Consider the following 25,484-nt stretch of genomic DNA (forward strand, 5'->3'; position numbering starts at 1 on the left):
CAAATCCTGGGAGACCCCCTCCATGCACCTGCTCCCGCGTGAGCTGGACAAGCTCGTGCTGCACAACGCCGGGTTCCTCGCGCAGAAACGCCTGGCGCGCGGCCTGCGCCTCAACTACCCCGAGGCCGTCGCCCTGCTCTCCACGCAGTTGCTCGAGCTCATCCGGGATGGGCGCTCCGTGGCCGAGCTGATGGACGTGGGCCGCCGGATGCTCGGCCGGGCCCAGGTGCTCCCGGGCGTGCCGGACCTGCTCGCCGAGGTGCAGGTGGAGGGCACCTTCCCGGACGGCACCAAGCTGGTCACCGTCCACCACCCCATCTCCCTGGAGCAGGGAGACCTCGCGCTGGCGCTCTACGGCAGCTTCCTGCCCGTGCCCGCGGCGTCGGCCTTCCCCGCGCCCACCGAGTCGGTGCCCGCTCCCGGCGAGGTGCTCACCCAGGCCGGAGAGATCGCCCTCAACCCAGGCCGCCCCCGCCTCTCCCTTCCGGTGGAGAACCGGGGAGACCGCCCCATCCAGGTGGGCAGCCACTACCCCTTCGAGCACACCAACCGCGCGCTCGAGTTCGACCGCGCCCGCGCCGCCGGCATGCGGCTGGACATCCCCTCGGGCACCGCCGTGCGCTTCGAGCCGGGCGACCGCAAGACGGTGACGCTCGTGCCCGTCGCGCCCACTCCGTCTGCAGGAGGCACGCCGTGAGTCGCACCCTCGATAGACGCCACTACGCGGACATGTACGGCCCCACCACCGGGGACCGGGTGCGCCTGGGCGACACGGGCCTCATCGCCGAGGTGGAGCGCGACTTCACCTCCTATGGAGATGAGTGCAAGTTCGGCGGCGGCAAGGTGCTGCGTGACCGCATGGGGCAGATGGAGGGCATCGGCGACGCCGAGGCGCTCGACTGCGTCATCACCAACGCCCTCATCGTCGACGTCACCGGCATCTACAAGGCGGACATCGGCATCAAACACGGCCGCATCGTCGGCATCGGCAAGGCCGGCAACCCGCGCATCATGCCCGGCGTGACTCCCGGCATGCTCGTGGGCGTCACCACCGAAGTCATCGCCGCCGAAGGGCACCTCGTCACGGCGGGCGGCATCGACACGCACATCCACTACATCTGTCCGCAGCAGGCCGAGGAGGCCATCGCCTCGGGCGTCACCACCTTCGTGGGAGGAGGCACGGGGCCGGCCACCGGCACCAACGCCACCACCTGCACGCCGGGCGCGCGCCACATCGAACTGATGCTCCAGGCCACGGACACGCTCCCCCTCAACATCGGCCTCACCGGCAAGGGCAACACCTCGCACCCGGCGGGGCTGGTGGAGCAGATCCGCGCGGGCGCGGTGGGCCTGAAGCTGCACGAGGACTGGGGCACCACGCCTCCCGCCATCGACTGCTGCCTGGGCGTGGCCGAGGCCGAGGACGTGCAGGTCACCATCCACACCGACACGCTGAACGAGTCGGGCTTCGTGGATGACTCCATCGCGGCGTTCCAGGGCCGCACCATCCACACGTACCACTCGGAGGGCGCGGGCGGCGGCCACGCGCCGGACATCATCCGCGTGTGCGGCGAGCCCAACGTCATCCCCAGCTCGACCAACCCCACGCGCCCGTACACGGTGAACACGCTGGATGAGCACCTGGACATGCTCATGGTGTGTCACCACCTGGACCGGGGGATTCCCGAGGACGTGGCCTTCGCCGAGAGCCGCATCCGCGGGGAGACCATCGCCGCGGAGGACATCCTCCACGACATGGGAGCCATCAGCATCATCTCCAGCGACAGCCAGGCGATGGGCCGGGTGGGCGAGGTGATTACGCGCACGTGGCAGACGGCGCACAAGATGCGCGAGCAGCGAGGCCGGCTCTCCGATGAGCGCGGTGACAACGACAACTTCCGCATCCGCCGTTACGTGGCCAAGTACACGCTCAACCCGGCCATCGCGCACGGCTTCAGCCACGAGGTGGGCTCGGTGGAGGTGGGCAAGCTGGCGGACCTGGTGGTCTGGCGCCCGGCCTTCTTCGGCGCCAAGCCGGAGCTGGTAGTGAAGGGCGGCTTCATCGCCTGGGCACAGATGGGCGACCCCAACGCCTCCATCCCCACGCCGCAGCCGCAGCGCATGCGGCCCATGTTCGGCGCCATGGGCCGAGCCGTGGGCGCCACCAGCCTGGCCTTCGTGTCGCGCCGCTCCCTGGAGGAGGGCCGCGTGAACACCCTCGGCCTGCACAAGCAGCTCAGCGCGGTGCGCCGCTGCCGGGGCATCGGCAAGCGCGACATGCGCCTCAACGACGCGCTGCCGCGCATCACCGTCGACCCCGAGACGTACGAGGTGCGCGCCGACGGAGAGCTCCTCCGCTGCGAGCCCGCCACCCACGTGCCCCTGGCCCGCCTCTACAGCCTCTTCTGAGCCGAGCGCATGTCCCACCGCTGGCGCATCCTGCAGCTCGCCGACTCGGCCTTCCCCACCGGCGGCTTCTCGCACTCCGCCGGGCTGGAGGCCGCCGCCCAGCAGGGCGAGGTGTCCGAGCCAGCCGCCCTGCGCACCTTCCTCGAGGGCTCGCTGTGGCAGGCCGGCCATGGCGGATTGCCCTTCCTCCGGGCCGCCTATGCCCCCGAGGCCGAGGCGAGCACGCTGGACCGCTGGTGTGACGCGTTCCTCTCCAGCCACGTGGCCAACCGCGCCAGCCGCACCCAGGGCCGAGCGCTGGTGGCCACCGCGTCGCGCATCTTCCCGGAAGCCGAGCTGCGGCGGCTGCACGAAGCCGCCCGCGCGCGCACGCTGCTGGCGCACTACGCGCCCATGTTCGGCCTCACCCTGCGCGTCCTCGCCGTGCCCCTGGAGCAGGCGCAGGAGCTCTTCCTTCACCTGGCGCTGCGCGGGGTGGCCTCGGCCGCCGTGCGCCTGGGCCTGCTCGGGCCGCACGAGGCGCAGCGCCTCCACCACGAGCTGGCCAGCGTCCAGGATGCCGTCCTCGCCCGCTGCGGACCGCTGTCCCTGAACGAGCTGTCCCAGCCCTCGCCGCTCATCGACCTGCTCGGCGCCACCCACGACCGCCTCTACACCCGCCTCTTCCAGTCCTGAGGAGTCCCCCATGCACGACGACCACGGCCACGACCATGACCACGGCCATGACGGCCACGACCATGACCACGGCCACGACGGCCACGACCACGACCACGGCCACACCCACGAGCCCTGGCTGGGCCCGGGCCTCTTCCGGGAGCGCGAGCCCCGACTGCCCCGCGACTACCAGCAGCGCGCGTTCACCGTCGGCATCGGTGGCCCGGTGGGCAGCGGGAAGACGGCGCTCGTGCTGGCGCTGTGCAAAGCCCTGCGCGAGAAGCACTCGCTGGGCGTCGTCACCAACGACATCTTCACCCGCGAGGACGCCGAGTTCCTCCACCGCAACAAGGCCCTGTCCCCCGAGCGCATCCGCGCGGTGGAGACGGGCGGCTGCCCCCACGCGGCCATCCGCGAGGACATCAGCCACAATCTGGACGCGCTCGAGCAGCTCATGCACGAGGTGAAGCCCGAGCTGCTCATCGTCGAGAGCGGCGGCGACAACCTGGCCGCGCAGTACAGCCGCGAGCTCGTCGACTACACCCTCTACGTCATCGACGTGGCGGGCGGCGACAAGGTGCCGCGCAAGGGCGGCCCCGGCATCACCCAGTCCGACCTGCTCATCATCAACAAGACGGACCTCGCCCCCCACGTGGGCGCCAGCCTGGAGGTCATGGAGCGAGACGCACGCGCCATGCGCGGCGACGGCCCCTTCCTCTTCACCCAGGTCAACAAGGACGTCGGGGTGCCCAAGGTCGTCGAGCACATCCTCTCCGCGTGGCGGGAGGCGGTCGGCAAGGCGTAGCACGGAGCGTATGAGCGCGAGCGCGGCGATGTTCCGCGACTCAACGCTTGCTGGGACTTCCGGCTTGCCGCCCGGCGGCTAGAGTTCTATCGCTCCGGTATGCCGCAACAGGTGACATGAGCCGCGACCCTTCCGCCGACACCTTCATTCGGGGCGGAGAGATGGGCGCGCTCATCCGTTCCATGGACTGGGCGAGCACCGTGCTCGGTCCCATGGAGCAATGGCCCACCAGCCTGCGGACCGTCGTGGGCGTCGTCCTCGAGAACCGGTTTCCGATGGCGCTCTGGTGGGGCACCGAGCGCATCAACCTCTACAATGATGCGTACCGGCCCATCCTGGGCGACAAGCACCCTCGCGCGCTGGGGGAGCTCGCTCCCCGAGTGTGGGCGGAGATCTGGCACATCATCGGCCCCATGGGCCAGAGCATCCTGGAGGGCCATCCCGCCACCTGGAGCGAGCACCTGCTGCTGCCGATGCAGCGCAAGGGCTTCATCGAGGAGACCTACTTCACCTTCTCCTACAGTCCCGTCCCCAATGACACGGGCGGCGTGGGCGGAATGCTCATCACCTGCCAGGAGACCACCGAGCAGGTGTTGAGCGAGCGCCGCCTGCGCATGCTCCAGGATCTCGCGGTGCGGCCCACCGGGGCGCGGACACCGGAGCAGGCGTGCCTGTTGGGCGCGCAGGCGTTTCAGCAGAACCTCGCGGACCTTCCCTTCGCGCACCTGTACCTGCTGGACGAGACGGGCCTTCACGCACGCCTCGTGGCCGCCGTGGGCATCTCCGTGGGCACGCCGGGCAGCGCCGAGGACCCCTGGTCCCTGCGCGCCGTCGCGAGCTCGGGCAAGGCGGTCCTCCTGCGAGGGCTCCGGGCCCGCTTCGGGGGCTCGCTGCCCGAAGGCGTTCCGGACGCGGCCCTGGTGCTCCCCGTGGCTCGCCCGGGAGAGACGCGGCTGGCGGGCATCCTCGTGGCGGGCCTGAGCCCACAGCTCGTCTTCGACGAGAAGTACCGCAGCTTCCTGGAGCTGACGGCCGGGCAGGTGGCCACCGCCATCGCCAACGTGAGCGCCCTGCGCGAGGCCGAGCGGCGCGCCGAGGCGCTGGCGGAGCTGGATCGCTCGAAGACCGTCTTCTTCAGCAACGTCTCCCACGAGTTCCGCACCCCGCTGACCCTGATGCTGGGCCCGCTGGAGGACCTGCTCGCGGGGCAGCAGGGCGTGCTCACCGCGGCCCAGCACAAGCAGCTCGAGCTCATCCACCGCAGCGGCCTGCGGCTGCTCAAGCTCGTCAACACCCTGCTCGACTTCAGCCGCATCGAAGCGGGTCGGGCCAACGCCTCCTATGAGGCGACGGACCTGGCCACCCTGACGGCGGAGCTGGCCAGCGCCTACAGCTCCATCATGGAGCAGGCGAGCCTGAAGCTGACCGTGGACTGCCCGCCCCTGCCCCAGCCCGTCTGGGTGGACCGCCAGATGTGGGAGAAGGTTGTGCTCAACCTGCTCTCCAACGCCTTCAAGTTCACCTTCGCGGGAGAGATTCGCGTCTCTCTCCATATCCAGGGCGAGCAGGTGGCGCTGACCGTCGCCGACACGGGTTCGGGCATTCCCCCGGAGGAGCTGCCGCGCATCTTCGAGCGCTTCCACCGCGTGCAGGGGGCCAAGGGCCGAAGCTACGAGGGCAGCGGCATTGGCCTCTCGCTGGTGCAGGAGCTGGTGAAGCTGCACGGTGGCACCGTGCGGGTGGAGAGCATTCCGGGCCAGGGCACGACGTTCACCGTCCTGATTCCCACCGGCCAGGCCCACCTGCCTCCGGAGCGGATACAGGCCACCAAGGCTTCCACGCCGACTGGGATGGGAACCGCCGCGTTCCTCCAGGAGTCCAGCGGTTGGCTGCAAAGCGCCACGCCGGCCCCTTCCGCGCCAGAGCCCGACGCGGCCCCCGCGCAGGGCCACATCCTCGTGGCCGACGACAACGCGGACATGCGCGAGTACATCCAGCGGCTCCTGGAGGGCCGCTTCAGCGTGGAGACGGTGAAGGATGGCCACGCGGCCCTGGCTGCGGCGCGGGAGCGGCCCCCGGACCTGGTGCTCTCGGATGTCATGATGCCGGGGATGGACGGCTTCGGCCTGCTGCAAGCGCTCCGAGCCGATCCCCGCACCGCGACCATCCCCGTCATCCTGCTGTCGGCGCGCGCCGGCGAGGAAGCCACCGTCGAGGGCCTGAAGGCGGGCGCCAATGACTACCTGGTGAAGCCCTTCTCGGCGCGGGAGCTGCTGATGCGCGTCGAGGGCAACGTGAAGACCGCCAGGTCGCGCCAGGACCTGGATGCCTTCGCGGGCCGCATCGCGCATGACCTGAAGAACCTGCTGTCACCCCTGGCCTTGATTGGCATGAAGGTGAAGGCCTCCCGGGACGAGCGCGTGCAGCGCGCCGGAGGGATGCTGGAGCGGCTGACCCAGCGCGCGAACGACGTGCTGGACGGCATGCTGGCCTTCGCCCGCGCGGGCCTCGCCGAGGAGCAGGAGAGCGAGGTGCGCCTCCGCGGCGTCATCAACGATGTGGTGGAGGACGTGAGCAACCTGCGGAGCCAGGTGGACGCCGAGCTGGACACCCGCGAGGTGGAGGACCTGGGAGTGGCCCTGCCGCGAGGCCTGCTCTACGTCATCCTCGTCAACCTGCTCACCAACGCGCTCAAGTTCATGGTGGATCGGCCCGTGCGGCGCGTCTCCGTGTCCGCGCGCACGAACAACGGGCACTGCCTGCTCACGGTGAAGGACACGGGCCCCGGGATTGCTCCCGAGGCCCTGCCGCACATCTTCGAGCCCTTCTTCCGAGCGCCTGGCGCGAGCGCCTCGGGCCACGGCATCGGCCTGGCCACGGTGCAGCGCATCCTCCGAGCCAGCAACGGCGACGTCCACGTGGAGTCCACGCCAGGCGTCGGCACGACGTTCCAGGTCCGCCTGCCGCTGGTGCCTCGGGCCGCCGTCGCCTCCTGAGCGCCGAGCGCTAGAGGGAGTTGCGCGCCGAGGAGGGCAGACGCGGGCGGCCCTCCAAGTCCCGGGGCAGGCCGTCCGGCGTCAGCTCCGGGCGGTACTGCTGCACCTGGCGCACCATGTAGAAGGCCGCGGCGGACAGCACACCGAGGTCATCCAGCCACCCCAGGATGGGCAGGAAGTCGGGAATGGCATCCACCGGAGACAGGAAGTAGAGCACCGCCAGCAGCCCGGCGAGCTTCTTCCACAGCGGGACACGACCGTCCTTCAGGTACCGGAAAAACCGGGACCCCATACCGCGAAGACCCGTAGCGTTCATGCCACCTCCTACGCATGGGGGGCCGAATCCATTGCACCCGGGGTGCCTCCACGCTCGGCACCTCGCAGAGCAGCCTAGCTCAGGCCACCGGGCTCGAACCATGTGCCTCCAGCATGTCGCAGGCCACCGTCGGCAATCGCACGCGGAAGCACGTGCCCCGACCCAGGGTGCTCTCCACGGAGATCTCCCCACCCAGGCTGGTGACGATGCCATGGCAGATGGAGAGCCCCAGGCCCGTGCCCACCCCCACCGGCCGCGTCGAGAAGAACGGATCGAAGATGCGCGGCAGCAGGTCGGGCGCGATGCCCTGGCCGGTGTCCTGAATCTCCACCACCACCGAGGTGCCCTCCTCGCGCAGGTGGACGCTCACCTGGTGGAGGTCGGGCGCCCCGGGCGAGATGGCCTGGGCCGCGTTGATCAACAGGTTGACGAACACCTGCCCCAGGCGCGCCGGGTTGCCGCGCACCGGCGCCACCTCATCCAGGTGCTGGTGGAGCCGCGCGCGGTGCTTGAACTCGGGTTGGACGATATTGATGGCCGACTCGAGCACCCGCCGGGCATCCACCCACTCGCCTTCCGTGTCCTCGGCGCGCGCGAACGTCTTCAGGTCCCCCACCACGTGGAGGATGCGCGTGGTGCCCTCCTGCGCGTCGGCGAGCGCGGCGCCGCAGTCCTCCAGCGCGCGCTCCACCCGGGCCAGGTCCACCGCACCCTCCCGGTCCAGCGCGTGCCGCACCGTGCTCAGGCTCTCCGAGAGGAACGAGAGGTTGGCCGACACATAACTCAGCGGGTTGTTCACCTCGTGGGCCACGCCCGCGGCCAGTGTGCCCAGCGCCGCCAGCCGATCGGCCTGCAGCAGGCGCTGCTCCATCTGCTTGCGCGCGGTGATGTCTCGCACCAGGAAGGCCACCGTCTCCCGGTGGTGGACCACCATGGAGTCCGCGCTGTACCAGCGCCGTCCCCGGGCCGACTCCATGCTGTACTCGAAGTGCGCCGTCCGCCCCGAGCGCAGCGTGTCCCGGATGCGCTCCAGGAAGGGCAGCGCCGCCTCGGGCCCCAGCACCTCCGCCAGCGTCCGCCCCGGCGCGACCGCCCGGGGCATCGCCTCCACCTCATGCGCCTGAGGCCAGATGGAGAGGAATTGTCCGTCCCCATCGAACTCGAAGACGACCCCATCGGTCAGTCCCAGCACGAAGCGCAGCCGCTCTTCGGCCACTTCCAGCTGCAGACCCAGCGGTTCAGTGGAATTTTCCATTAGGGGAGTATTCTGCTCCCCCAAACCCCACCTAGGAAGTGGGTCACACCTACCCCCGCAGTGGGTAGGGTGACCAAACGTCTACTCCTGGTCCGAAGGCTCCCCATCAGAGCCGGATTCCTCGGAAGAACTGAAATCCTCCTCAGCTTCGGGCTCCGTCCCGGCGACGAACTCGGCCGCCGTGCCGGTGGGCAGCTCGGTGTCACCAGCCGCCTCGCCGAGCGCCTCCTCGGACTCGCCGCTGGACTCCGGCAGCTTGGAGATGCCGGTCACCTTCTCCTCGCCGTTCTCCAGGGCAATCAGACGGACGCCCTGGGTGTTGCGGCCGATGACGGAGATCTCCTGGGCGCGCATGCGGATGAGCATGCCGCCGTTGGTGACGAGCATCACCTCGTCGGCGTCCTTCACCTGCAGCAGGCCCACCACCTTGCCGTTCCGCTCGGTGGTCTTGATGTCGATGATGCCCTTGCCGCCGCGGCCTTGGACTCGGTACTCGGTCTCCTGCGTCCGCTTGCCGTAGCCGTTCTCGGTCACCGTGAGGATGGTGGCGTCCTTCTCCACCACGTCGGCGCCCACCACCTCGTCACCCTCCTCCAGCGTGATTCCCTTCACGCCGTAGGCCTGGCGACCCATGGAGCGCACCTCGTCCTCCGGGAAGCGGATGCTCATGCCCTGCGCGGTGGACAGGAGCACGTCCTTGCTGCCGTCGGTGATCTTCACCGCCACCAGCTCGTCGCCCTCGTCGATGCCCAGGGCGATGAGGCCGCTGGCGCGCACGTTGGCGAAGGCGCTCAAGTCGGTGCGCTTCACCACGCCGCGCTTGGTGACGAAGAAGACGTAGCGGTTCTCCGGGAAGTCCTTCGTCACCAGCACCTGGGCCAGCTTCTCGCCCTCGCCGAACTGCACCAGGTTGACGATGGCCTTGCCTCGCGAGGTGCGACTGGCCGCCGGAATCTGATGCACCTTGAGCGAGTACAGCTTGCCCTTGGTGGTGATGGGCATGATGTACGCGTGGGTGCTGGCCACGAACAGGTCGGTGACGAAATCGTCTTCCTTCGTCGTCGCCCCCGTCTTGCCTCGGCCGCCGCGCTTCTGCGCTCGGTACTCGGACAGCGGCGAGCGCTTCACATAGCCGGTGTGGGACAGGGTGACGACCATGTCCTCCTCGGCGATGAGGTCCTCGCTGGTGATCTCCGACACCTCGCCGGTGAGCTCCGTGCGGCGCTTGTCCGCGAAGCGGTCGCGAATCTCGCGCAGCTCCGTCTTGATGACGGTGAGCAGGCTGCTCTCGTTGGAGAGGATGTCGCGCAGCCGGGCGATGTCGCGCACCAGGTCGATGAGCTCGCGGAACAGCTCCTCGCGCTGCATGCCGGTCAGGCGCTGCAGCCGCATCTCGAGGATGTTCTGCGCCTGGGCCTCGCTGAAGCCCGCCCCCTCGTACTTGTGCTCCAGGCCCGCGTACCTGGGCTCCTCGCCCCGCGCGCGGCTGACGAGCAGCTCCATCTGCGCCTTGGCCTGCGCGTAGTCGATGCGCGGCAGGTCCTTGAAGTGCGCGTTCTCGTAGAGCGCCGGCGACAGGATGTGCATCAGGCCCCAGCGCGCCTCGTCCGGGTCCTTCGAGGCGCGGATCAGGCTGACCACCAGGTCGATGAGGTCCTGCGCGACCAGCAAGCCCTCGACGATGTGCAGGCGGGCCAGCGCCTTGCGCAGCTCGAAGCGGCTGCGGCGGGTGATGACGTCGCGGCGGTGGGCGATGAAACGGTCCAGCAGCTCCTTGAGGGTGAGCGTGCGCGGCTGCCCGCCGTCGATGGCCAGCATCACCGCGCCGAACGTCGTCTCCAGCGGGGTGCTCTGGTACAGGTTGTTGAGCACCACGCTGGAGATGGCATCGCGCTTGAGCTCGATGACGATGCGCATGCCCTGCCGGTCGCTCTCGTCGCGGATGTCGCTGATGCCCTCCAGCTTCTTCTCGCGCACCAGCTCGGCGATCTTCTCGATGAGCCGCGCCTTGTTCACCTGGTAGGGGATCTCCGTGATGATGATGGCCTCACGGTCCCCCTTCTTGCTGGTCTCGATCTCCGTGCGCCCGCGCAGGGAAATCTGCCCTCGGCCCGTGGTGTAGGCGCGCGCGATGCCCTCGCGACCGGTGATGATGCCGCCGGTGGGGAAGTCCGGACCCGGGATGAACTGCATCAGGTCCTGCACGGTGGTGTTCGGGTTGTCGATGAGGTGCAACGTGCCGTCGATGACCTCCCCCATGTTGTGCGGGGGGATGTTCGTCGTCATGCCCACCGCGATGCCGCCGCTGCCGTTGACCAGCAGGTTGGGGAAGCGCGTGGGCATCACGAGCGGCTCGGTCAGCGAGTCGTCGTAGTTGGGACCGAAGTCGACGGTCTCCTTGTCGATGTCCGCCAGCAGCTCCTCGGTGAGGCGGTCCATGCGCACTTCGGTGTAACGCATGGCGGCCGGTGAATCGCCGTCCACGCTGCCGAAGTTGCCCTGCCCGTCCACCAGCAGGTAGCGCAGGCTCCATTCCTGGGCCAGGCGCACCATGGCGTCATAGACGGAGGCGTCGCCGTGGGGGTGGTACTTACCAATCACGTCACCCACCACGCGGGCGCTCTTCTTGTACGCGCGGTTGTGCGTGTTCCCCAGGTCGTGCATCGCATAGAGGATGCGGCGATGCACCGGCTTGAGGCCGTCACGCACGTCGGGCAAAGCGCGCCCGACGATGACGGACATGGAGTAGTCGAGATACGAGCGGCGCATCTCGTCTTCGATGTTGACGGGGATCAGTTCGCCGGCGCCTCCCGGTGGGGGAGCGGGGGGCGTTGCCGGCTTGTCAGTGGTGTCGTCGGCCATGGACTCTGGAGGTTGTAGAAGGCTGTAGCCGGGCCCGCCTCGAGGGGGCTTTGGCCCGGAGTGGGAGTGTTCGTAACCCCCGGTTTTCCCTGCGTCAACAGGGGAAACAGGGGGGTGTTGGCAGGGCAGCCCGGCCGAGGGGCAGCAGGCTAGGCGACGCTCTTGGGACGCAGGGGGGCGGCGAGCCGCTCCGCCTCGGTTCCAACGGGACCTTCAGGGTCCAACGACTTGGCCTTCTCGAAGGCGGCGAGGGCCGCCTCGCGCTCGCCCTTGAGCTTGAGGGCCACGCCCACGTTGAGGTGCGCGCCCGCGTTGTCGCGGTCCATCGCCAGGGCCTCGCGGAACAGGGTGAGCGCCTGGTCCACGTCACCGGACAGGAGCGCCTCCTTGCCGGCCTGCACGCGCTTTTCAGCGTCGTTGATGAACTCCACCTGGAACACGCTCTTGCCCACCACGTTGGCGATGAGGGCGCGCAGGATTCCGCCCCAGTAGAACGTGAGGCCCTCGGCGGCGACGACGGCGGCGATGGGCAGGTCGGGCAGCAGTTGCTTGCCCCGGAACTTGAAGCGGACCTTGGTGTAGCGGCCCTTGTTGGCCCAGTGGACCATCTCGCCCTGGAGCTTCTTCAGGCCCTCTTCCACGCGCTTGGGGTCGATCTCGAAGGGCAGCGCGCGGCCCTTGTCCACGGGCTCTCCGGCGGGCAGCGCCTTCTGCGCGGGAGGGAGCTCGGCCACGGGCTCGGCCTCCAGAACGGGCGGCTTGGGCGGCGCCACCACCTCCGGGGGAACCGCGCGCCGCACGGCCTTGGCCGGAGGTACCGGCGGCCGCTTCGGAGCAGGGGTACGGGAGGGCTTCTTCTTCGCCGGGACCTTGCCGCGGGGTGCGCTCTTCGCCATGGCTCTACTCTACCCTGGCCTACGCCCCGTGGAGCGCCCCATTGCGCGCGTATTCCCCGAGAGCGGAGCGAGCAGGCACGGACTCCGCTCCACCCACGTGGGAATACGTTTCAATGGAGCCCCCCGCTTGCCCTCTCCGCCGTGCGGCCCAACCGTACACAGACACCGCTTCAGGGGAGGAAGCCATGACCGACAATTCCAAGCTGCGGAAAGGCTACGGAGGCACCAGCGAGCAGCGCCAGCGGGGCCTGCAGGGAGACTCCTTCTCGGAGAACGCCCCGCGCGAGCCCGAGGAGCTGGACGCGGCGCGCGGGGCTCCCGACAACAGCGGGCACGTGCTCACCGTCCACCCGCTGGAGTCCGATGTGGAGCCCGAGGGCGGCCGCTGACTCACCCTTCCACCTTCTCGATGCGGGTACGCAGCCGGGTGGCCTCGCGCCGCGCCTCCTCCAGGGCGCGGTGCAGCGCCTTCTGCTCCCGGGCGTGCGCCGCCCGCTGCTTGTCGAGTTCGGCCCGCGTCTGCCGCAGCTCCGCCTCGACCTGCGCCAGCTTCTCTCGCAGCGCGCGCGCGTCGCTCATGGCCAGAGTCCTTCCTGGACCGCCTGGTGCAGCAGCTCGCCCAGCAGCTCCTGCCCCCGGTCCTCGTCCACCAGCGGCAGGCGGAAGCGCGGCATCCGCATGAAGCGCTCGTCCACCACCACCTGGGGCGCACCCCGCCGCAGCTCCTCCATCACCCGCTGGAGGCTCTCGAACCCCGACAGCCCGCGCCCACTGCCCAGCCCGCTGAAGCGGGTCTCCAGGGAGAAGGCCGCGCGCACCCCGTCGCCGTAGAGCCATAGGAACTGCTCGATGTGGTCGTGCTTCACCTCCACCATCTTGCGCACGCGGTCCCCGTCCGCGTCGTAGGTCTCCTCCACCTCGGACTCCACCGTGGTGGTGATTCTCCGGCCGCGAATCAGCAAGCGCAGCTGAGGGTAGAGCACCCGCTGGCGCTCCTTCCGGGTGCCCTCCAGGTCCACGCCCTCCGCGTCCAGCGTGAACCGCCGGACCGCCATCAGGCCACTGGCCAGGCGGTGTGGCACCGCGGAGCTCACCGCCATGAAGCCCTCGGCCCGCAGCGCATCCCGCAGGGCCTGGGCCTCCGGGAGCGGCAGCCGTGCCAGCACCGTCGGCAGCAGCGGCGCGAGGCGGAAGCGCACGTCGACCGGTGAGAGCTTCAGCAGCTCCGCCAGCTTCGGCAGGGCCTCGTTCAGCGAGGCGGGCGATTGGACGAGCGCGACCAGCGCGGTGCCAGGCCCCGCGGACAGCGCGCGCTCCGGGAGCACCGAGGCCGCCAGCCGGGCCCCCTCTTCATCCGCGCGCAGCGCCCGCTCCCGCGTCTCCAACAGGGTGAGGCGGCCCCGCAGCTCCAGCACCTGCCGCCGCGCCTCCTCCAGCTCCTGCCCCAGCGACTCGCGCTCGCGCGCATGGTGTACGCGCAGCTTCTCCAGGTGCTCCTTCGTCCGGCGAAGCTCCGCCTGGGCTTTCTCCAGCCTGTCACGCAGCGCGCGGCTCTCGCTCATCCCACCCCGCACCCTATCGCGACTCCGCCTGCCTCGCGGCGCCTCAGCCGAGCACGGCGATGAGCTGTCGGCACTGGGCGATCAGCTCCCCGTCCTCGCTCCACAGCTCCTGGAAGTCCTCCGCGAAGCCCTCGCTCGCCCACCGGGAATAGCCCGTGCGCAGGTACTGCGCGCCCGCCCGTTCACCGGGCCGGGGCAGCGCGTGGAAGAAATGCACCGTGAAGTCCACGCTGGCCACCGGGCGCACCTCCTCCATCGTCGCCAGCACCGAGGGCGGGTACGCGTCCAGCAGCCCCACGCAGAGCGCCGCGTCCAGCACCAGCGCCGGCCCCTTGGGGCGAATCCATCCTCCCGTGCGCGGCTCTCCGCCGGAGTACGGCGCCGCGCCCACGCAGAAGCGGTACTCGAAGAACTGGCAGAAGGTGGGCATCGGCACGTCCTCGGGCACCGGCGCCACCTGCTCGGGGGCCGGCACCTGGGGCCGCTTCGCGTCGAGGTAAACGGGCGTTCCCGCGCGCGGAATGCCGAAGGTGGCGCTCGCCACCGCCACCACGCCCGAGGCGTTCTCCACCCGCGCCGTGGCGTGGGTGACGAGCTTGCCCGCGCGCTCCACGCGCACCTGCAGCCCCGCCTCGCCCTCCACCGCGGGCGCGCAGAAGTGCAAGGTGAAGGAGCGCACCGGCCGCCGCGCATCCGCCACCGTGTGCTCGAGCGCGCGCATCAACTGTCCCCCCACCACGCCCCCGTAGGCCCCGCGGCCCTGGTACCAGGGCGCGTCGAAGCGGGTGCGGTAGCGCCCCTCTCCCAGAGGCGTGACGTGGGTGGCGGCGAGGAACGGTGCGGTCATGGCGCGCCGCACCCTACCAGCATGACTTGCGCTCAGGCGCCCGAAGGCGCGGGCCCCTCCTGGAGCCGGAGCGGCAGTTCCACGGTGAAGAGGGAGCCTCGCCCGGGCTCGCTCTCCACGTGGATGTGGCCTCCCATGGCGTCGACGATCTGCTTGACGATCCACAGCCCGAGCCCGAAGCCGCCGTAATGGCGCTCGCTGGCCAGCCGCTCGAAGCGCTGGAAGAGCCGCGCCTGGCTCTCCGGAGCGATACCAATGCCCTCATCCCGCACGGCCATGCGCGCCATCCGCGCGTCCGCTTCGACACGGACCTCGATGGGGCGCCCGCGCCCGTACTTGATGGCGTTGGACACCAGGTTCTGGAGCACCTGCTCCATGCGCAGCCGGTCCCAGTACCCCATCACCGTCTCGGGCATCTCCAGGCGCAGCTCGCAGCCGGCGCGCGCCAGGTCATCCGAGAAGCGCGGGGCGAGCTCCCTGGCGAGCAAGACGAGGTCCACGTCCTCGCACTCCAGGTGGAGCTTGCCTTCACTGATGCGCGACACATCCAGCAGCTCGCGGACGAGCCTGGACAGCCGCACCACCTGCCGCTGCACCGACTGGAGCTTCGCATCGACGGTGTCCAGGGGCAGCGGGCCCTGAGCCGCCCGCTTCAGCGCCCGCTGCAGGGCCTGCACGTTCAGGTTGAGCGAGGTGAGCGGCGTGTTCAGCTCGTGGGAGGCAACCGAGAGGAACGAGTCACGCGCCCGGATGGCCTCCTGCGCCTGCTTGTAGAGCAGACCATTGTCCAGGGAGGTGGCCGCGCGCCGGGCCAGGTCCTGCGCCAGGCGCAGGTCCTCCGAGGTGTAGCGGCGCAGGGTGTCCCCATAGACGAGCGTGAGCGCCCCCAGCGTCCGGCCCCGGTTGTTCAAGGGCACGATGAGGCACGAGCGCAGCCCGAGCTCCCGGGTGTCCCTGCGCTGCACGGGGTCGGGGATCGACTCGATCATCGCGTCGGTCAGCTCGGGAATGAACTCCGGGAGGCCCGTGCGCAGCACCTTGCCGATGCCCCCTGGCTCGTCGAGGCTGACCGGATACTTCTCGTGGAACGCGGTGGCCTGGGCGATGCGCTCCGGCTGGATGTGGTCCAGGGCCACGCGCCGCACCCGCCCCTCGGGGGTGAGCACGTCCACCGCGCACCAGTCGCCCAGCGTGGGGATGCTCAGCCGCGTCAGGGACTGGAGGATCTCATCATGGTCCAGCGAGGAGGCCAGCAGCTCACTGGCCCGGGCCAGGAAGGCCGCGCGCTGCTCGGCGCGCCGCGTCTCCTCGAACAAGCGCTCGGTGTGGGCCGAGTACTCCGAGCGCTCGATTTCGATCCACTTCTGCGCGGTGATGTCCCGGCAGAAGACATGGATGCGGTCCCCGCTGAGGAACAGGCGGTTGGCGAACCAGCGGTTGTGCTCCGCGACGTGGTGTTCGAACTCCTCGGCGCGCCCGGTCTGGACGAGCCGCAGGAAGGCCTGCTCGAAGGGTCCCTGCCGCGCTTCCGGAAAAACGTCCCACAGGACGCGGCCCAGCATCTCCTGTCGCCCCTTACCGAAGAGCCGCTCGGTGGCGGCGTTGAGGTAGAGGTAGGTCCCATCGCGCAGGAAGACGGCGACGCTCTCCTCCATCTGGTCATACAGCGCGACATCGATGCCGCTCAGGCCACCGCCACTCGGAGTGCCTTCGGTCAGGCTCGACAGGGTCGGAAGCTCGTTCACGCGTGGTGTGCTGGAAAGCGACATGGCCTCTCCCAACCGACCCTTGAGGCACCCATGCACCCCCACGCCTCAGAGCAAGAGCAAGCTGGACATCCTGCTTCAGCACGGCAGCGGCGCCAGCCTGATCCAAAGGACAATCACCGCCCGAGTGTTCGTCAGCGTACAGGCCCGAGGTACCCTTTCAGCCAGGCAGCCGCCAGTCGATGGGCTGCTGGCCGCGCAGCATGAGCGCCTCGTTGATGCGGCTGAAGGGGTGGCTGCCAAAGAAGCCCCCCGCCGCTGACAGCGGGGAGGGGTGCGCCGACTCGATGATGACGTGTCGCGCCGTGTCGATGAGCTTCTTCTTCTTGCGCGCGTAGTTGCCCCACAGCAGGAACACGACCTGCTCGGGCCGAGTGCCCACCGCGTGGATGACGGCGTCGGTGAAGGCCTCCCAGCCCTGGCCCGCGTGGCTGTTGGGCTCCGAGGCGCGCACTGTCAGCACGGCGTTGAGCAGGAGCACCCCCTGCCGCGCCCACGGGACCAGCGAGCCGCTCGCGGGCGGGGGCAGGCCCAGATCCGCCTGCAGCTCCTTGAAGATGTTCACCAGCGAGGGCGGCGAGGGCACTCCGGGCTGTACCGAGAACGCCAGCCCGTGCGCCTGTCCCGGCCCGTGGTACGGGTCCTGGCCCAGCACCAGCACCCGCACCCGCTCGTACGGCGTGAGCCGGAACGCCGAGAAGAGATCCGCCTCCGAGGGGTAGACGGTGTGCTGCTGGCGCTCCTCGGCCACGAAGCGCTCCAGCACCTGGAATGACGGCGCCGCCAGCGCCTCCGTCAGCACCTCGCGCCAGTCGGCTGGCAGGTTCTCCCGCATGCGCCCTCCCTTACGCGTCACATTCAAGCATGCCTACGTGGCGGGTTGGGTGGAAAGTGGAGCAGCGTTGGCTGGCGGGCATTGGAGCGCGGAGCGTATATGTGGACACCGTGGATTCCTCCGAGGCTCCCGCCTCCCTCGAGCCTGAGCCGCGCGTCCCCGCCGAGCCCCTGCCGCGCCTCTTCTGGCGCTTCCTGCGCTTTGGCCTGCTGGCCTGGGGTGGCCCCATCGCGCAGATCGCCATGATTCGCCAGGAGCTCGTCGAGGAGGAGAAGTGGGTCAGCCCCGCCCACTTCAACCGCACCCTGGCCCTCTATCAGATCCTCCCCGGCCCCGAGGCGCATGAGTTGTGTGTGTACTTCGGCATGCTCGCCCGGGGCCGCGTGGGCGGACTGCTGGCCGGCCTGGGCTTCATGCTCCCGGGCCTGCTGCTCATGCTCCTGTGCTCGTGGCTCTATGTCCGTGTAGGGCTCGACTCGCCCTGGGTCCGGGCCGCGTTCACCACCGTGCAGGCCGCCGTCGCCGCCCTCATCGTCCGCGCCGTCCACCGCATCGGCGGCCATGCCTTCACCCGCCGCTCCCTGCTCGTCATCGCCCTGCTCGCCGCGGTGGCCCAGCTCGTGGGCGTTCCGTTCTTCCTCACGCTCGCCTGGGCGGGCCTGACCGCCGTGCTCCTCCACGCCGGCTCGCGCGGGGCGGCCGTGGCGCTCACCGCCGGGTGCGCTCTCGCCGCCGGCCTCCTTCTCACCTTCGTGTCGCCCGAGAGCGCCGCGCCGCTCGCCGCTTCCCCCGCTGGAGCGCCGCAAGGCGTCCTCTCCCTGCTGGGCTCCGGGCTGCGCACCGGCCTGCTCACCTTTGGGGGCGCCTATACGGCGATTCCGTTCCTCCAGCGGGACGCGGTGGCGCGCGGCGGGTGGATGACCGATGCGCAGTTCCTCGACGGGCTGGCCCTGGGCGGGGTGCTGCCCGCGCCGCTCATCATCTTCGGCACCTTCGTGGGCTACCTCGGCGGTGGCCTGCCCGGCGCGCTGGCCATGACCGCGGGCATCTTCGCTCCCGCGTTTGGCATGACACTGCTGGCTCACCACCCGCTGGAGCGACTGGTACACCACCCGCGCGCCCGCATCCTGCTCGACGGCGTCACCGCCGGCGTCGTGGGTCTGATTGGCGGCACCGCACTGCCCCTGCTGCGTGCCGCCGTGGACGATGTGCCCACCGGGCTCGTCTTCGCCGGCGCCCTGGTCGTCCTCTTCCGCGCCAAGGCCCGGCTGGCGCCCATGGCCGTGCTCGCGGCGGCGGCCCTCGTGGGCCTGGGGGTACACGCATTCAGTGGGATGTAGGTCGGTTCCCTAGCAGCCAGGGGACCGTGGGCGGGTTCTTGGGTTCATGGCACCGCTCGCGCTAGCCTTGGTCCCGCCATGTCGATGTATTCCGAGTCACTCCGCGCCTTCCTGAAACCGGTCCTCCAGTACCTGGACGACCCGTCGGTGTCGGAGATCATGATCAATGGGCCCACGGACATCTGGATCGAGCGCAAGGGCCGCGTCTTCAAGACCGATGCCGCCTTCTCCGAGGAAGGTCTGCTCGGCGCCGCGCGCAACATGGCCCAGTTCGTCGGCCGCGTGCTCAGCGACGAGCGGCCCCGCCTCGACGCGCGCCTCCCCGACGGCAGCCGTATCCACGTCGTCATCCCGCCGATTGCCCGCAAGGGCACCACCATCTCGATCCGCAAGTTCTTCAAGGACAAGCTGACGATCGACGCGCTCATCAAATACAAGTCGATGACGCCGCAGATGGCCCGCATCATCGACGCCGGCATCCACACCAAGCTCAACATGCTGGTGTCCGGCGGTACCGGCTCGGGCAAGACGACGCTGCTCAACATCGTCTCCTCGCTCATCCCCGACGACGAGCGCATCCTCACCATCGAGGACTCGGCCGAGCTCCAGCTCAACCAGTCCCACCTGGTGCCCTTCGAGAGCCGGCCTCCGGACAAGTTCGGCAAGGGCGGCGTGGACATGGGAGACCTGCTCCACTCGGCCCTGCGTCTGCGTCCCGACCGAATCGTGGTGGGCGAGGTGCGCGGCGGCGAGGCCTTCTACCTCATGCAGGCGATGAACACCGGCCACGGCGGCTCGCTGGCCACCTGCCACGCCAACACCCCCACCGACACCCTGCGCCGCATCGAGTCGCTGTGCCTCATGTCCGCCGTGGAACTGCCCATGGTGGCCGTGCGCGCCCAGGTGGCGAGCGCCATCAACTTCATCATCTGCTGCGAGCGTCTCCACGACGGTAGCCGCAAGACGATTGCCCTGTCCGAGGTGCTGCCCCTCAACGAGAAGGGCGACTACCGCACCCAGGACATCTTCGTCTTCACCCCCGTGAGCAAGGACGAGGACGGCCACATCCTCGGCTACCACGCGCCCACCGGCATCATCCCCACCTTCGTCGGCAAGGCGCGCGCGTACGGCTTCACCGACCTGGACGAGAGCTTCTTCGACCCGGCCACCTATGGCGTGCCGCCGCCGCCCACCTTCCAGGTGGGCTCGACGTACGAGGTGCGCTGGGCCCCCTCGCTCAAGCACCGCCAGGAGGGCCGGCCCGACCCCGCCGAGTACAAGAAGAACTGGATCGACTTCGAGAAGAAGCTCCAGGAGGAGGCGCGCCAGTCCAAGGAGGGCCAGCCACCCGCGGCGCTCCCGGCCTCGCCGCCCGTGCAGGTGCAGGTGCCCGCGAGCCTCCCCGCCGGCATGGCCAAGCCCGCTCCGGCTCCCGCCGCCGCCAAGCCCGCTCCGGCCCCTGTCGCCGCCAAGCCCGCCGCCAAGCCCTCGGCCGATGCCCTCTCCGACGAGGACAAGACGCCGCCGCCCACCCGCAACCCCTTCGCCCGCGCCGCCTCCGAAGAGGACGAGCTCGAGGCCCCGCCCGACGAGGTGCCCACCAACGCGGGCGTGCTTCCCAAGGACGAGCCCCGGGTCGAGGTGGCCGAGGATCTGCTCGCGGAGGCCGTCCCCGCGCGAGGCGCGACCTCGACTCCGCCGCGCCGCCCCATGCCCCCCGCCGCGGCCCCGCGCCCGTCCAACCCCTCCGCCAACGCCGTGCGCCCGGCCAACGCCGTGCCCCCGCGCCGACCCGGCACCCCTCCCGCTTCCGCCGCGCGCCCGGCCGCCGACGCGGAAGATGCTGAGAGCTCCAACAATGGGGAGAAGACGCAGATCCGCTCCACGCCCGAGCGGCCGCGCCGCTGAGCGCCGCGCCCGCCTTTCCCTTTCGGAGTGGGGGGTTGTCCTACCACCCTGGAGGGTAGCTGCCCTCGAAAGAGGTCCCGCGAAACGGTACGGCGAGTGCGTGTGGAGTGTCCGGCCCGCATAAGAGGAGCGTCGCGGCCTTGCTCCGAGGGCAGCATGAGGAGAAAGTCACCTCGTGCTGATGCCCCTTATCGCCACCATGGTCCTGCTCACCCAGGCGCCCGCCGCGTCGGATGAGCCCATCACCGTGCTGATCGCCCCGCCGGACACGGCCGGAGTGCCCTCGCACGTCGTCGAGTTCGCACAGGAACACGTCGCCGAACAGGCCCGCTCCAAGGGCCTCGCCGTGAAGCGGATGAAGGACATCATGAGGAAGATGCCCGCCGCCAAGCGCCGGGCGCTCCTGCGCTGCAAGCGCACGGACCTCAAGTGCCTCATCTCCCTGGGCGAGGCGGCCAAGACCGAGGTGGTGCTGGTGGCGGAGCTGCTGCAGCGGCTCGATGGCTACCGCGTGGGGACCAAGGTGTACCGGGCCACGGATGGCGCGCTGGTGGCCGAGCACCTCATCCCCGGGGTCCGTGAAGACGGCATGCTCGATGCGCTCACCCAGTCGCTGGATGTGGTGGTGCCCCGGATGCGCAAGGAGCTGCGCCCCTCGGCCCCCCCGCCGCCCGATGAGGTGCAGCCGCCCCCGAATCCGCAGACCGACCCGCAGAATCCGCAGGACGTGAAGCCCCCTCCGTCCGACGTGAAGCCTCCTCCGTCCGACGTGAAGCCCACGCCCCCGCCGGATGTGACGCCCGTTGCTCCGCCCGAGGTCGCCCGCCAGGGCTCATCGGCGCGCCGTTGGGCCTGGGCGCCGGCGGCGGGGGGTGCCGTCTTCGCGGGCGTGGGGACGTACTTCTACCTGCAGGCGCGTGACCGGCACGACAAGCTGACCAACGCGGATGGGCCGCTCGACGGGGCGAAGCTCGCCAAGGAAGGCAAGCAGGCGCAGACCCTGAGCCGCGTGGGCTTCGGCCTGGGCGCGGCGGGGCTCATCACCGGCGCGGTGCTCTTTCTGCTCCCCGGGGAGGAGGCGCCGGTGCGCCCCACCGTTTCGGTGGGCCCTGGTGGTGGCATGGTCGGCGTGGCCGGGACGCTGCCTTGAGGAGACCTATGTTGAAGAACGTGAAGGCGCACGTCACCGCGGCCGCGCTCGTGGCCATGGTGGGCGCGACGGGCTGTTTCGACTTCGAGGCGGCGCAGGAGCAGTGTGAGCGGGATGGCCGGTGTGATGGCAGGCCGGATGGCGGGCCGGATGGTGGCCCCGATCCCTGCGAACCCACCAGCCCGGATGACCCACCCGGCGACTTCATCGACTCCAACTGCGATGGCGTGGACGGCCTGGCCAATGTGGGCTTCTTCGTCGATCCCCAGGGGGGAGATGACAGGAACCCCGGCACCCTCGAGCGCCCGGTACAGACGATCCGACAGGCCCTGACCCTGCTGCGCAATGACGCCGGGCCCGGCATCAGCGCGCTGTACCTCGCGCGGGGCACGTACAACGAGGAGCAGCTCAACCTGGACGTGCCGGTGTCGCTCTACGGTGCCTACGGTGGCGTCGCGGACTTTTGGAGGCGCAAGGCCGAGCACATCACCCACCTGGATGGCGGCACCGTGGGCCTCACGGTCAGCAACCTGGGAGAGGACTCGGGCGTGCGGATGGAGTGGCTGACCATCACCTCGGCGACCGGGAACGATGCCGGCACTGCCTCCATCGCGCTGCGCGTGCTCGGGACTCAGGGCCTGCGGCTGCACCACGCCACCATCGTGGCGGGGCCGGGTTCACCCGGAGCGCCGGGCGCCGACGGCCAGACGGGAGCCAACGGGCCGGATGGTGGCTGGGGACAGGATGCCGGTGGCGCCACGGCTGGACGCAGTGGCAGCGGCGGCGGTGCCAACACGCACTTCTGTGGAACCATCCCCTCCTGGGGTGGCAGTGGAAACCTCGGTGGAGTGCGCACCGCGGGCTCGCCGGGAGCCGCGGGACAACCGCCCCCCGATGGAGGGACGGGCGGAGACGGCGGCGTGCTGGGCTCGCGACTTCCTCAAGGCGCCAACGCCTTCTTCTGTGAGGCGGGCCACGGGCAGCATGGCTCCCCCGGAGTGCCGGGTCGATTGGGCCCCGCGGGACTTGGCGGTGCGGACAACATCGGTGAGCTGCGCGATGGGCTCTGGAGCCCCACGTCCTCTGCCCAGGGACAGGGAGGCCAGACGGGCACGCCGGGCACCGCCGGCGGCGGCGGTGGCAGCGGCGGCAGTTGCCCGCAGGACACCAATGATCCCTCCGCTCCGGATGTGGCCGCGGGCGCGGGAAGCGCGGGCGGTGGCGCCGGAGGTTGTGGCGGGCAGGGCGGCGGGGGTGGCGGCCCCGGTGGCGCATCCATCGGGGTGCTGCTGATCGACTCGACCGTGAACCTGGGGGATGTGAACCTCCAGGTCCAAGGCGGTGGCTTCGGCGGCCGTGGAGGCATGGGGGGTTATGGCGGCGTCGGCGGCCTGGGAGGCCAGGGTGGGTTCGCGAGCACCAACGCCACCCAGTCCACCTGGACGAGCCTGCAATACTTCACCTATGGCGGTAATGGTGGGAGTGGTGGCCACGGTGGCGACGGCGGCACGGGTGGCCCGGGCGGAGGTGGTACAGGTGGCCCCTCGGTAGGCGTGTGGTGCTCCAACGGTGGCGTCGAAGTCACGGGCACGGTCACCAGGTCCGTGAAACCGGGCGGCAGCGGCGGGGCCAGCAGCGTCAACCAGGGCGCCAATGGTCAGGCGTTCGACTCTCAGGGCTGCACGCCTCCCTTCCCCTGACGTCAGACTCGGCTGTCCTACTCACCAGGGAGGCTGGACGGGCGGGGTGGAGCGCCTGTCCGCCCTCCTGCTTTCTTGGTGACGACAGATCGGCGACAGTCCCGCAGTCTGCTAGGCTGCGAGCCCTGCGTCCCCGATGGCCTCCGCGCGCACTTGTGAAACTTGTGGTCTCGAAGTCCCGCCCGGGGCTGGCGTATGCCCTCGCGATGGGACCGTGGTTCTCACGTTCTCCGCCCGAGACGATGAGGAGACGCAGATCTCGATTCCGCAGAACGTGTGGGGCGAAGAGCCGCCCTCTCGGGGCCACTCCGCCCCGTCTGCCTGGGGTGAGGAGGCACCTCCTCGCCCACCGCAGGCCGCTGTCCCGGACGAGCCCTATCCCATGTCCCACTCCCAGGCCTGGGGCGAGGAGCCGCCCACCCGAGACCCGCTCATCGGCATGAAGCTCGGGGAGTACGAGCTGCGCTCGCGCATCGGCGTGGGCGGCATGGGCTTCGTGTACGACGGCATCCAGCCGCTCATCGGCAAGCGCGTGGCCGTCAAGGTGCTGCGCCCCGAGCTGGCCCAGGCCCCCGAGCAGGTGGCACGGCTGCTGGCCGAGGCCCGCGCCGTCAACGCCATCCGCCACCGCGGCATCATCGACATCTTCGGCTTCGGGCAGGTGCCCGACGGGCGGCAGTACATCGTCATGGAGTTCCTCGACGGGCAGCCGCTGGATGGCTACCTGGCCGAGAAGGGGCGCCTGCCGCCCACCGAGGCGCTGTCCATCCTCGACGAGGTGCTGGCCGCCCTGGGCGCCGCGCACGGCGCGGGCGTGGTCCACCGCGACCTCAAGCCAAGCAACATCTTCCTGGTGCGGGAGCCGGGCGGCTCGCGCTACGTGAAGCTGCTGGACTTCGGTCTGGCCAAGCAGGGCCAGGGCGGCGCCGCCGGCCGCACCGCGCAGACGCGCACGGACATGGTGGTGGGCACCCCCGAGTACATGGCGCCGGAGCAGGCCCGCGGCCAGGCCGTGGGGCCGATGACGGACCTGTACGCCATGGGCGTCGTCACCTTCGAGATGGTCACCGGCCGGCTGCCCTTCATCGGCACCTCTCCTGTGGACCTGCTGATGAAGCACGTGGACGCGCGGCCCCCACGCCCCTCGGAGTTCGTCCACGAGCTGCCGCCCGCGCTGGATGCCTTCATCCTGCAGATGCTGACGAAGGACCCCGAGGCTCGCCCCGGCTCGGCGGACGCCCTGCGCCAGCAGTTGCACCGGCTGCGCCGCACCATGCTGCGGCCCACGCGCGTCCAGAACGCCGCCGCCAATGGCGCGGGCGCCTCTCTGCGGCCGCCCACGCCCCCCGCGCCCGCTCCCGTGCTGGCGCCCGCCTCGGCCGCCGCCGCCGTCGATGCCCTGTCGAACCCCGCGCCCGCCGCGGCCGTGCTGAACGAGCCGACCACCGCGCCCAACAACGTGGTCGTCAAGCCGGCGGATGACGCGTCCTCGCGCCGCTCCACCACCCAGGTCGTCCTGCCGCCCGGGCTCACCCCCGAGGAGGCCCGCGCCGTAGGCGCGCGCCCGCCCTGGAAGCGCCTGCTGCCGGCGGGAATCGGCATCGCGGCGCTGCTGGCCGCCGGCGGGGTGATGCTGCTGCGCGGCGGTGGAGACTCGAGCACGACTCCGACGCCGCCCGGGGTAACGACGCCGCCCGGGGTCACCCCGCCCAACCCGGTGGTGACGACGCCGACGAACAACCCGGCGGCGACGACGCCCACGCCCACGCCCAACCCGGGCACGCCGACGAACGACCCCGTGGCGCCGACACCGACGCCCACGCCCACGCCGCCCGAGTCGGTCGTGGCCAACCCGTCGACCGAGCCGCCAAAGAATCCGACGACCCCCGTCCCCAACGAGGTCCGTCCGGATCCCGTGACGCCGCAGCCCATCGTCAAGACGAGCCCGCGTCCGCAGCCCTCCAACGTCCCCAGCCAGCAGGTGCTGCTGGCCACCATCGACGGGCTGGAGCGAGACCTGAAGGCGCGCACCGCCGCCGGTCAGAACATGAACATCGCGCGCAGCATGCTCGAGCGCATCCGCAAGGAGGCGCACGAGGCGCGGGATACGAGCTCGCGCCGCGACGTGGCCGCGAAGATCGACTTCTGGGAGAAGTCCTACCTCAAGCGCCGCTGAGCCCCGG

20 protein-coding genes are annotated in these 25,484 nt (G+C 70.4%); 11 read left to right on the forward strand and 9 right to left on the reverse strand.

What is annotated here, in order from left to right:
- Nucleotides 1-22 precede the first annotated feature (22 nt).
- The 5 genes from SYV04_RS05360 (at nucleotide 23) to SYV04_RS05380 (ending at nucleotide 6,864) form a co-directional block, all read left to right on the forward strand.
- The gene (locus tag SYV04_RS05360; protein WP_321544525.1) at nucleotides 23-697 is read left to right on the forward strand and encodes an urease subunit gamma; all 675 of its coding nucleotides are present in this window, start codon (nucleotides 23-25) and stop codon (nucleotides 695-697) included.
- On the forward strand, nucleotides 694-2,409 hold the full coding sequence (gene ureC / locus SYV04_RS05365) for an urease subunit alpha (RefSeq protein ID WP_321544526.1): 1,716 nt from the start codon (nucleotides 694-696) through the stop codon (nucleotides 2,407-2,409). The genes SYV04_RS05360 and ureC overlap by 4 nt, the downstream gene beginning before the upstream one ends.
- Before the next feature lie 9 nt (nucleotides 2,410-2,418).
- Nucleotides 2,419-3,084 carry an urease accessory protein UreF gene (locus SYV04_RS05370; RefSeq protein WP_321544527.1) on the forward strand — a complete coding sequence of 222 codons (666 nt, stop codon included), beginning with the start codon at nucleotides 2,419-2,421 and terminating at the stop codon, nucleotides 3,082-3,084.
- Between the two features lie 10 nt (nucleotides 3,085-3,094).
- Nucleotides 3,095-3,868, forward strand: a complete 774-nt coding sequence (gene ureG, locus SYV04_RS05375; protein ID WP_321544528.1) for an urease accessory protein UreG — start codon at nucleotides 3,095-3,097, stop codon at nucleotides 3,866-3,868.
- A 116-nt stretch (nucleotides 3,869-3,984) separates the two neighbouring features.
- Nucleotides 3,985-6,864, forward strand: a complete 2,880-nt coding sequence (locus SYV04_RS05380; RefSeq protein ID WP_321544529.1) for an ATP-binding protein — start codon at nucleotides 3,985-3,987, stop codon at nucleotides 6,862-6,864.
- A 10-nt stretch (nucleotides 6,865-6,874) separates the two neighbouring features.
- Here the strand turns inward: SYV04_RS05380 and SYV04_RS05385 are convergent, their stop codons facing one another.
- From SYV04_RS05385 to SYV04_RS05400, 4 genes are all read right to left on the reverse strand, one after another.
- Nucleotides 6,875-7,156: a YkvA family protein gene (locus SYV04_RS05385; protein WP_321544530.1), complete on the reverse strand. Its 282-nt coding sequence runs from the start codon at nucleotides 7,154-7,156 to the stop codon at nucleotides 6,875-6,877.
- 103 nt (nucleotides 7,157-7,259) lie between these two features.
- Nucleotides 7,260-8,435 carry a sensor histidine kinase gene (locus SYV04_RS05390; protein WP_321544531.1) on the reverse strand — a complete coding sequence of 392 codons (1,176 nt, stop codon included), beginning with the start codon at nucleotides 8,433-8,435 and terminating at the stop codon, nucleotides 7,260-7,262.
- Between the two features lie 81 nt (nucleotides 8,436-8,516).
- Nucleotides 8,517-11,297, reverse strand: a complete 2,781-nt coding sequence (gene gyrA, locus SYV04_RS05395) for a DNA gyrase subunit A (RefSeq protein WP_321544532.1) — start codon at nucleotides 11,295-11,297, stop codon at nucleotides 8,517-8,519.
- A 149-nt stretch (nucleotides 11,298-11,446) separates the two neighbouring features.
- Nucleotides 11,447-12,193, reverse strand: coding sequence for a tetratricopeptide repeat protein (locus tag SYV04_RS05400; protein ID WP_321544533.1), 747 nt, complete (start codon nucleotides 12,191-12,193; stop codon nucleotides 11,447-11,449).
- A 185-nt stretch (nucleotides 12,194-12,378) separates the two neighbouring features.
- On the opposite strand from SYV04_RS05400, the gene SYV04_RS05405 reads away from it, so the two are divergent.
- Nucleotides 12,379-12,582, forward strand: a complete 204-nt coding sequence (locus tag SYV04_RS05405) for a hypothetical protein (protein ID WP_321544534.1) — start codon at nucleotides 12,379-12,381, stop codon at nucleotides 12,580-12,582.
- Between the two features lies 1 nt (nucleotide 12,583).
- Here SYV04_RS05405 and SYV04_RS05410 read toward each other — a convergent pair whose 3' ends face one another.
- From SYV04_RS05410 to SYV04_RS05430, 5 genes are all read right to left on the reverse strand, one after another.
- The gene (locus tag SYV04_RS05410) at nucleotides 12,584-12,772 is read right to left on the reverse strand and encodes a periplakin (protein WP_321544535.1); all 189 of its coding nucleotides are present in this window, start codon (nucleotides 12,770-12,772) and stop codon (nucleotides 12,584-12,586) included.
- Nucleotides 12,769-13,755, reverse strand: a complete 987-nt coding sequence (locus SYV04_RS05415) for a coiled-coil domain-containing protein (RefSeq protein ID WP_321544536.1) — start codon at nucleotides 13,753-13,755, stop codon at nucleotides 12,769-12,771. The genes SYV04_RS05410 and SYV04_RS05415 overlap by 4 nt, the downstream gene beginning before the upstream one ends.
- 43 nt (nucleotides 13,756-13,798) lie before the next feature.
- A complete protein-coding gene (locus SYV04_RS05420) occupies nucleotides 13,799-14,602 on the reverse strand; it encodes an acyl-CoA thioesterase (protein ID WP_321544537.1) in 804 nt (267 codons plus the stop codon).
- A gap of 32 nt (nucleotides 14,603-14,634) precedes the next feature.
- Nucleotides 14,635-16,371 carry a sensor histidine kinase gene (locus SYV04_RS05425; protein WP_321544538.1) on the reverse strand — a complete coding sequence of 579 codons (1,737 nt, stop codon included), beginning with the start codon at nucleotides 16,369-16,371 and terminating at the stop codon, nucleotides 14,635-14,637.
- Between the two features lie 157 nt (nucleotides 16,372-16,528).
- A complete protein-coding gene (locus SYV04_RS05430) occupies nucleotides 16,529-17,203 on the reverse strand; it encodes a uracil-DNA glycosylase (protein ID WP_321544539.1) in 675 nt (224 codons plus the stop codon).
- 101 nt (nucleotides 17,204-17,304) lie between these two features.
- On the opposite strand from SYV04_RS05430, the gene chrA reads away from it, so the two are divergent.
- The 5 genes from chrA (at nucleotide 17,305) to SYV04_RS05455 (ending at nucleotide 25,477) form a co-directional block, all read left to right on the forward strand.
- Nucleotides 17,305-18,543 (forward strand): chromate efflux transporter, encoded by a 1,239-nt coding sequence (gene chrA / locus SYV04_RS05435; RefSeq protein ID WP_321544540.1) that lies wholly within the window; start codon nucleotides 17,305-17,307, stop codon nucleotides 18,541-18,543.
- A 78-nt stretch (nucleotides 18,544-18,621) separates the two neighbouring features.
- Nucleotides 18,622-20,451: a TadA family conjugal transfer-associated ATPase gene (locus SYV04_RS05440; protein ID WP_321544541.1), complete on the forward strand. Its 1,830-nt coding sequence runs from the start codon at nucleotides 18,622-18,624 to the stop codon at nucleotides 20,449-20,451.
- A gap of 181 nt (nucleotides 20,452-20,632) precedes the next feature.
- The gene (locus SYV04_RS05445; protein WP_321545225.1) at nucleotides 20,633-21,601 is read left to right on the forward strand and encodes a hypothetical protein; all 969 of its coding nucleotides are present in this window, start codon (nucleotides 20,633-20,635) and stop codon (nucleotides 21,599-21,601) included.
- Between the two features lie 8 nt (nucleotides 21,602-21,609).
- The gene (locus tag SYV04_RS05450; RefSeq protein ID WP_321544542.1) at nucleotides 21,610-23,301 is read left to right on the forward strand and encodes a hypothetical protein; all 1,692 of its coding nucleotides are present in this window, start codon (nucleotides 21,610-21,612) and stop codon (nucleotides 23,299-23,301) included.
- 136 nt (nucleotides 23,302-23,437) lie between these two features.
- Nucleotides 23,438-25,477: a serine/threonine-protein kinase gene (locus tag SYV04_RS05455; protein ID WP_422723911.1), complete on the forward strand. Its 2,040-nt coding sequence runs from the start codon at nucleotides 23,438-23,440 to the stop codon at nucleotides 25,475-25,477.
- The last annotated feature ends 7 nt before the right edge of the window (nucleotides 25,478-25,484 follow it).

The organism is Hyalangium ruber, assembly GCF_034259325.1.
Taxonomy (GTDB): Bacteria; Myxococcota; Myxococcia; order Myxococcales; family Myxococcaceae; genus Hyalangium_A; species Hyalangium_A rubrum.